General features: G+C 63.9%; 9 protein-coding genes. 3 read left to right on the forward strand and 6 right to left on the reverse strand.

Annotation, left to right across the window (positions count from 1 at the left end; genetic code table 11):
- The 6 genes from IFR14_RS20650 to IFR14_RS20525 all read right to left on the reverse strand — a co-directional run.
- A partial coding sequence (locus tag IFR14_RS20650; RefSeq protein ID WP_206756974.1) for a hypothetical protein occupies nucleotides 1-289 on the reverse strand: 289 nt, incomplete at its 3' end.
- Entirely contained in the window at nucleotides 289-921 is a 633-nt protein-coding gene (locus IFR14_RS20505; RefSeq protein ID WP_191942227.1) for a division plane positioning ATPase MipZ, read from the reverse strand. The genes IFR14_RS20505 and IFR14_RS20650, both read right to left, overlap by 1 nt.
- Before the next feature lie 238 nt (nucleotides 922-1,159).
- Entirely contained in the window at nucleotides 1,160-2,590 is a 1,431-nt protein-coding gene (locus tag IFR14_RS20510) for a hypothetical protein (protein ID WP_191942228.1), read from the reverse strand.
- 785 nt (nucleotides 2,591-3,375) lie between these two features.
- Nucleotides 3,376-3,801, reverse strand: a complete 426-nt coding sequence (locus tag IFR14_RS20515) for a hypothetical protein (RefSeq protein WP_191942229.1) — start codon at nucleotides 3,799-3,801, stop codon at nucleotides 3,376-3,378.
- Nucleotides 3,802-3,816: 15 nt separating this feature from the next.
- Nucleotides 3,817-4,125, reverse strand: a complete 309-nt coding sequence (locus IFR14_RS20520) for a MarR family transcriptional regulator (RefSeq protein ID WP_191942230.1) — start codon at nucleotides 4,123-4,125, stop codon at nucleotides 3,817-3,819.
- A 201-nt stretch (nucleotides 4,126-4,326) separates the two neighbouring features.
- Nucleotides 4,327-4,758 (reverse strand): hypothetical protein, encoded by a 432-nt coding sequence (locus tag IFR14_RS20525; RefSeq protein ID WP_191942231.1) that lies wholly within the window; start codon nucleotides 4,756-4,758, stop codon nucleotides 4,327-4,329.
- Nucleotides 4,759-4,974: 216 nt separating this feature from the next.
- Here IFR14_RS20525 and IFR14_RS20530 point away from each other — a divergent pair, with 216 nt between their 5' ends.
- The 3 genes from IFR14_RS20530 to IFR14_RS20540 form a co-directional block, all read left to right on the forward strand.
- Nucleotides 4,975-5,163 carry a hypothetical protein gene (locus IFR14_RS20530; protein ID WP_191942232.1) on the forward strand — a complete coding sequence of 63 codons (189 nt, stop codon included), beginning with the start codon at nucleotides 4,975-4,977 and terminating at the stop codon, nucleotides 5,161-5,163.
- On the forward strand, nucleotides 5,163-5,960 hold the full coding sequence (locus tag IFR14_RS20535; protein ID WP_191942233.1) for a hypothetical protein: 798 nt from the start codon (nucleotides 5,163-5,165) through the stop codon (nucleotides 5,958-5,960). The genes IFR14_RS20530 and IFR14_RS20535 overlap by 1 nt, the downstream gene beginning before the upstream one ends.
- 94 nt (nucleotides 5,961-6,054) lie before the next feature.
- The coding region (locus IFR14_RS20540; protein ID WP_191942234.1) for a thioester domain-containing protein at nucleotides 6,055-7,886 on the forward strand (1,832 nt) is incomplete at its 3' end.

Genomic DNA, 7,886 nt, shown 5'->3' on the forward strand with positions numbered 1-7,886 from the left:
TCAGCGCTGATGCGTGCTGGCTTCTGTCCTCTAGGCGTGCGAGCTCGGCCAGACCGATTGGCATCGACGGGTCCGAATAACGGATGAGGAAGGTCTTCGCGACTCCGTCTGGCCATCCAGGATCCACGGGCGGCTGAGCTGAGGGTGCGGTCACCGAGGGGACTTGCGTCACCGTCTGCGCGATTGGCGACGGCTTCGTCTCCACGGGCCGTTCTGCCCCATCCCCGAAGGCTTCGATCGCTTCTAGTTGCGCGGCCCGATCGACCGGTGTCCGCTTCTTGATCGCCATTACGCCATTACCTCCGCTGCGAGTTCCTTGATCTCGGCCTTGGCCTTCGGATTCGACCATTCGACGACACCGAGTCCCTCCCCCACGACGTCCCTGTATGCCTTCCTTTCGTGGATGACCGTCTCCAGGGGCTTGAGAATCGGGTAGTCGGTGAGATACTCCCCGGCGTCGTCGCGCTCGGTGATATTGGGGTTCGACGGCGCCTGAGAGATGAGTCCACGAACCTCGAGCTCGGGGTTGAAATCCATCGCCTGTTCGATGATCTCGCTCATGTGGCCGAGAGTGTCGAGATCGAGTTGACTGGGCCGAACGACGACGATCAGTTTATCGGCGGCCGTCATACCCGTGCGCATCTCCTTGCTGTCCTTGCCTGCGACGTCGACGATGACAATGTCGAAGCGTGTGGCCAGATCGGTCAACGTCTGCGCAATGTTGCCGAGCTTCTCGACGCAGGCCAGAGCTGGTTGGCGGTTCTGGTCTTCGCGGTCGGCGTGCCAGGTGGCAATGGACCGCTGACTGTCAGCGTCGACGAGGCAGACATCCTTCCCCTGAGTGGCATATTCGACCGCCAGGTTCATGGCAACGGTCGACTTCCCCGGCCCACCCTTCTGGCTACCTACGAGGATGATCATGCGATGAGCCTACTTTCAAACCAATATGAGATGGAAACCATTCTGATATCAACACGCGTCAGTTTCATAATAGTAGCGGAGCGCTAGCGTAGTGATATCACGTGCACATACTATCGGAACACAACTGTTTGCGCATCAAAATCATAGCATTATGCTTTTGATATCATTCTGAAAGCTATGCAAAAGCGGGGCGGAGCAGCGCCTAGCGTCACCGGCCCGTCAGGTACGGCCAGTGACGCTAGGCGGCTGTCTGCCCATAGAGGTGGTCGAGTCGTCCGGCGTACACGTGCTCGGCGGCCATGTGGTGATCTGGTCGGTCAGGTTGGTCGGGTCTGTGCGGGTAGCGGAGGACGCCGGCGTTGTGTTCCTGCGCATCGAAGAACACGAGGGTGGGTTGTTCGACGGTGGGTCTGGGGGACCGGGCGTTGGCGGGCGCATCGCGTGCCGTGAGGTGATCCAGCCACCAGCGCCATCTGATGCGTTCCATGGTGAATCGTTCGCCTCGACGCTCGAGTACTCCGTCCACACCCAACAGCTCTGCCGCCCGGTGGAAGACGTTGCGGAGTGTCCGTCCCCATTGAGTTCCACGCTTCACCAGCAACCGCACGCCCACCATCTGCGACAGGACACGACCGGCGTGCGAGGCACTGATGCCCAATCGTGCGGCCGCGGTCTGGAGCTCGACGGTGTCGCCGTCCTGGAGCAGCGCGAACAGGCGACCTGCGTGGTGGCCGAGACCCTGGAACGTGAACACATCGTGTCGAAGGTCGGTCAGATGTTGCTCTGTCTCCTCGAGCAAGAGGCGACGGGCGTTGAAGAGTTCGGCCGGGGGGGCGGCGATCGTTCGGGGGAGTGTCCGACCTAGATCTGTAGATGTGGATAACTGTCCGGGCTGGGTTCTGAGTTGCCAAGTGGCGGCGTTGGTGCCGTGGTGTTCCTGAACGCGTCTGATGAAGCCGGCCGCTTGAAGGCGCAGGAGCGCTGCGGCTACCGTGGAGTGGCTGAGACCGGCGAGCTCGGCGAGGTCCCGGTCGGCGGCAGCGACGGTGCGTTTGCCGGTGCGGAGCACGAGGAACGCGAGAGCGGTGAGCACGGAACGGTTCGCCGGATCTCCATGGCGGCCGCCCCACCGGCCGGGGTTCACTCGGAAGCTCTCCAAGATCCGGGAGACGTCGACGAGGGACGCCTCGAACTCCGCCCAACCCGCCTCATCACGGCTCTGCGGTCGGGCACTGACCGGCGCGTACTGGTTCAGGGCAGCTCGTGCCATGGCGTTGGTCCAGGCGCGCTGCAGCCGGTTCTCGGCTTCGGCCGGCCGCCGACGTCGGCGCCGCCCCTGTCCGGTGTTCTGGGTGCGGAAGTGCTCAAGGCCAGGAGCCGTACGGGCGGCGTCGACGACGTCCTGGTAGTCCCAGCCGGCGTTCGCGGCCGCGAGGAGTGCCTGGTAGCCGTTCCGAGACGCATCAGCGCCACCGCCTGGTGCGTCCATGAACGCGCGGCCCGCGGCCGTCAGCTCACGGCGGCCGCCGCGGGGGAGCGGACCAGGCGCCGGGGTCGCGGCGACCGCAGACTCCTCGGGAGCGAGGGCATAGAGCAGCTCGAGCAGCTGCTCGAGCTGCGACGGTGTCGTCGACGGATACAGCAGCGCGTCCAGGCTCCCTCGCAGCACAACGGACGAGGAACCGTCCCGGTGTGGGGACAACGGCGGCCGGCACGCACCATTGCGCGGATTCGACAGCATCCCGTGATCCAGCACCGAGAACGCTGCCTTACCGGCATATCCAACCCGCGACACCAACCCCGCAGGAGCGCCCTGTGCGCGATCAATACCGACCCACACATGCCGGCGGTCCTTCGCAGACGACCGGCACACCACATGCTCGATCCCACACTCGTCCAACAGTGCGGTGAACGCGTCGACCTGGTCGAACCGCTCAGACGCATCTCCGCCGTCGAAGTCGAACGCCAGCAGATAGAACAACCCGTCGGACCCCGCCAGCCGCACCGCCCACGGCCCCGCCGGAGCCCCAGCCCGCACCGGATACGCCTGCGAATAATCGTTCGCGACGAACTCCCCATACGCATCCACCCGCATCGCCTGCACATGCGGTGCCGGCGAGATCCGCTGCGACAACTCCCACGCCGACCAACCACCCACACCAGCAGCAGCCAACGCCTCAACCGAGGTCCGAAGCCTGCCCCTCACCAAAGAGCTACCCCCGGCGCACCCACCCGGGGTGACACGCCGAAGGCACGCAAAACGAAAAAGAGGGCCACAAACGTGCCCAACTGAGTTACCATGGCTGCATCACCTCCTGGAGGTGGGTACGGAAAAGCCTCCGGGCTAACCGGATCTGTTTCTTGTGGGACTAGCTCGAACCGTGTGATTGGCGTCTGGGGTTCTGAGCTACGAATCTTTGAGGGGCCCGGTGCGAAAGCACCGGGCTTCTTCGTTTAAGCGGTGATGGGCAGCTCCTGCATGGTCAGGTCTCCTGGCGCGTACTCGGGCATCCCAAGCTCACGCGCGAGAATGCTCGCGATGTAGTCGCCGTACGTCATGCCCGAGGCTATGGCTCGTTCACGAATTGCGTTGCCCAGCGGCCGGGCGGGCTTGGTTGTGAAAGCATCACGGTCGCCCTTGCTGGGCCGACCAACGGCGTTACGGGTCATGAGCCCATGATGGCTACGTTTTGTCATATGAAATCGCTGCTGATGCGGCGTGTCGTTAAACACTGTCGCTCCTGAGATCGAGTTTTCCAGCGACAGGGCTGTCGTCGAATCGACAATAACATTGAATACGTCATTACACCTGCTCATAGTGCATACCGTGCCGACGTCAAAGGTCCCAGCATGCTGCCGGCCGGTTGCGAGTCCGCGCACTCCTCCTCGCGGCCATCAGCAGCCGATGAAGTCGGCAATGGTGTCGACGACATTGCGCAGTCGTCGGTCGTCGACGCTGGCGCGACCCGAGTCATCGACCGTGAGGACTCGCTCCGATGCGAGGCGAGTGAACGTCGCGGACACGGCCTGCGAGCCCAGGCCGGTCTGACGAGCAATTGTCGCCACGTCTGATGCAGGGTGCCTGCTCAGCGCAGAGAGCACCACCGTCCCTGTCAGTGAGAAAACGGCTGACGAGGTTTGGTTGCTGGAGTCGGGCATCGCGGTTCCAATGAGCAGGCGTGAAAAACGCATGTGTTTGGCCATCGCGAGCGATTAGATGCTGGCGATCGACCCGGGCAGGCAGAGAGAAGCAGTCTCAGCATGACCTCAGGTTGAGTGAATGGAAAGCCGCACTTAGGGGGACAAATCCCAGGTCAGAGCCAATTAAGCCAACCCCGTAAGGGGTTCAAAAAGCTAGGGGTCAAAGTTCGCGCACCCCAGCCATCGGTAGTGATTGAGACCGCGTCAGTCCTGCGAAGGGTCACCGAAGACGTACCGCCGCCACTTCGACTCAAGGTCACGGAGCCGCTGACGATTGAGCGAGTAGATGGGGCCGCGTCCCCGGCGCTTTCCGCGCGGCAGATCGCAATCCAGGATCCCGGCATCTTCGAGCTCTAGGAGAACGCGGGGCAGCCCACCCTTGGGGAACTGGAGGGCGTCCTGGATGTCTCCGTACCGCGCACGTTCATGGGAAGCGAAGTAGTGGAGGACCTGCTGCTTTCCCCGGGTGCTCGTGATGGCAGCGAACGCCTCGACATCCGCTGTCCAAGCGGGGTCGTTAGGTCGAATAGGAGCTACCACCGGACCAGTCTGCCCCATAGAGAGCACATGCGGCGCGGTCTCATCAGCCTTCGCCGCCACTCTAATAACGCTGACATTACCACTTTCCATGTTCATAGTGTCATTATGTATGATGAACATGCTTAGCCGTCCAATGCATTTTGAAGCTGTCGCGAGATTCCAGTCTCGAGCTTCAGGCTCGACGGCAGGCATGCCGCTGGCGAAGAGGGTGGGGATCGTATGACAGCTGTGAAGCGACGAGAGCAACCGAGAAAACTCAATGAATCAACGTCTGACCGGCGGCACTTGGCCGCCACAGAGGGTCAGCGCGCAGTGGTGGATCGCGCCATCGACGTGCTCACCCGCGCTGAAGCGGCGATGAGCGGAGTCCGGCCCGACACCTTCGCAGAGGTGGTGCTGTTGGACCCCGTGGACACGGAGGACTGGATCGCGACGGACGCGTGCGTGCGCCGCTTACTCACACGCGTTCAAGCCATTACCGCGATCATCCGGAACGCGTGATGGACCAGCCCGGCGACTTCGCGCAAGCCAGGTTCCGCGCTGCAGCATTGCATCTGGCAGATGATCCAGCTGCGTTCTTTCAGCGTGTCGATTGGCAGACCTTCATCGACGATCTCTCGGCACATCTCGTCCCGTCCCTGCAAGCAACAATGCGTGCGAAGGGGATGCCACCTCTGACTGCGGAAGATCTCACAAGCATCGTGAGTGTCACTCTCTCAGTCGACGCTGGTGCCGCCCGAGGTATCGCCGGAGCACGGAATCCATTTGCGTACGCGCACAACACCATCATCGGTTGGATGCACCGCGAGACGGGCCGTGGCATGTACGAAGTGAGCAAGGGTCAGTGGAGGATGGCCTACGTCGATTCAATCGAGCAGCCATCGTTGTCCCTACCAGCGACAGGCCTGAATCGAGATCCTGCTGAGGTCCTCATCGAGCGCGAGGGCGCTTCAGTTCGCCGCTCGGTTGCCCTGACGGCCCGGGAACTCGCGCCACGGTCGCCACGATCATTGAAGCCGACGCTTCCGTACATCGTCGACTGGCTCGCGCACAGTTCAATCGATTCCGCAGGACGGAACAAGAACGCCGAGCTCCAAGAAGCCGGCGAGGAGTTTCGGACGGTACCAGCACACCAGATCGAGGCGATCGCGAGTATCAGTTGGGGTGCCCGACCAAACCGCGGCGAGACATCGCTGCTCGGCGCCTTTCTTCGCGATCCGGGGTTCATCCCCAGATCCTCCACCCCTCATCTGCGTGCGCTGCGCCAATACCGACGTCGCGTTTTCGCTGAAGTCTGAGCCGGGAGCTGCCGTGCAGGGCGTCACTGCACGGCAGCTGCATCTGTATGTAGGGCATCACTCGAGTGTCCACACCTCATACAGAAAGGTCCTCATGGACAACCACAGCGTGGGCGCGGCGGCGCCGACAACGAACAGGGTCCGACGCCGACGGCTCGGCGCCCTCACTCTTACCGGCGCGCTGCTCCTGGGTGGCGCGCTCGGAACGGCATCAGCTGTCTCGCCGGCGTTCACGCAGCAGGCGCAGGCCGCGACCCACGGGTACGGGTACGACGAGGGCGACGGGTTCATCGGTCAGGAAGTCATCAACGGGGTCGCGACGTACTGTCTGGAGATCACGGCGGCTCCGCCGACCGGGGACAGCGCCTTCCTCGGGAACCAGGCCTGGGCGTCGATGAGCGCCGATGACAACGCCCGCGTGAACTGGGCGGTGTCGAACTACGGCCAGATGGCTGACAACAACTGGGCGGCCGCGACGCACCTGTTCGTGTGGTCGCTCGCGGACAACGCCGAGTACGAGAGCCACGGCATCTCCGGCGACACGTACTACGCAGGCCGTGTCCCGGCCGATCAGCGCGCGGACGTCCTCGCGAAGCTCGCGCAGATCCGTGCCGACGCCGGCAGCGTCACCGCCGGCGCCACCGACGGAGCGGGCGGCGGGCTCCTTTCGTTGAACGTGGACACCACGAACAACTATGAGGGCACACTCGAGGTGTCTGAACTCGCACCGGCAGATGCGACGGGGACGATCACGCTGACGAACGGGGTCTTCACCGACACCGGCTCGGCGACGATCGCTGGGGTGACCAACGGAATGGTGCTCCCGGTTCGCGGGAACCCTGAGGACGGCGTCACCGACTACAAGATCAGCGGCACGGGCACGTTCAGCAAGTCGTCGGGTTATGCCGGTCAGATCGGCGTCTACCAGTCCGCTGGTGGCGCTCAGCAGCACACCGCCGGCCCCGGCCCGAAGGCCGAGCTCTCTTTCCAGCTCTCGACCGGCGACCCCATGAACCGGTCGACGCTGTTCCAGCCGGTGGCGACGTCGGAGATGCAGCAGACGCTCGTCGGTGTCGGCGGGACCGTCGTCGACGAGGCGGTGTGTGACGTCGCTGCCGACAGCAAGAACCCGGTGTGGCGGAAGAACCGTGACGGTTCGGGCGTCCGAGTGGTCTGGGACATCGCGTTCTACGCGAAGGCCGACACGGAGAACAACCTCCCTGAGGTCCCTGCCGGCCGTGAGGTCCTCGGGACCGCCACTGCTGCCTGCTCCGGCCCGGACGAGGTCATGGAGGCCTCGCTCGTCAAGCCTGCAGGCGTGACCGGGCAGATCACCGCGGTGTGGTCGATGAACCTCGCCAGCCAGGACGCCACGGTCGCCAAGACGCTGCAGGCTGACTGGCACGACGCGTTCGGTCTCGCGGCCGAGACCGTGACCGCACCCCGCGTGACGACGAAGGCGGTGCCGTCCGTGTACGACGGTGAGCAGTACGGCGACACCGCGGTCCACACCGACGTCGCCCTGTACCCGACCACGGCCGTCCAGATCTTCACCGCCTACAAGATCGTGGACGGTAAGAACGTCTGCGACGCCTCAACGGTCTACAAGACCGAATCCACGCCGATCGTGATCGGCGGCCGCACCGAGGTCCCCGGGCCCACCTTCACCGCATCCCCGGACATGGGCGAGGGCGTGAACTGGATCGAGCGCACCTACACCGACGAAACCAAGACCGTACTGCTCAGCGAGGGCACCTGCGGCCAGCCCGAGGAACAGACGCTGCGCAAGGTCAAGCCGGTCACCCCGGCCGGCCTTGCCAGCACCGGCGTCGACGGGTCGAGCACCGGCTGGATCGCCGGCGGCCTGGTCGCACTCGGCCTCGCCCTGATGACCGGCCTTGCCGTCCAGCGCCGCCGCAAGCCGGT

The organism is Plantibacter sp. CFBP 8775, from assembly GCF_014839505.1.
GTDB lineage: Bacteria > Actinomycetota > Actinomycetes > Actinomycetales > Microbacteriaceae > Plantibacter > Plantibacter auratus.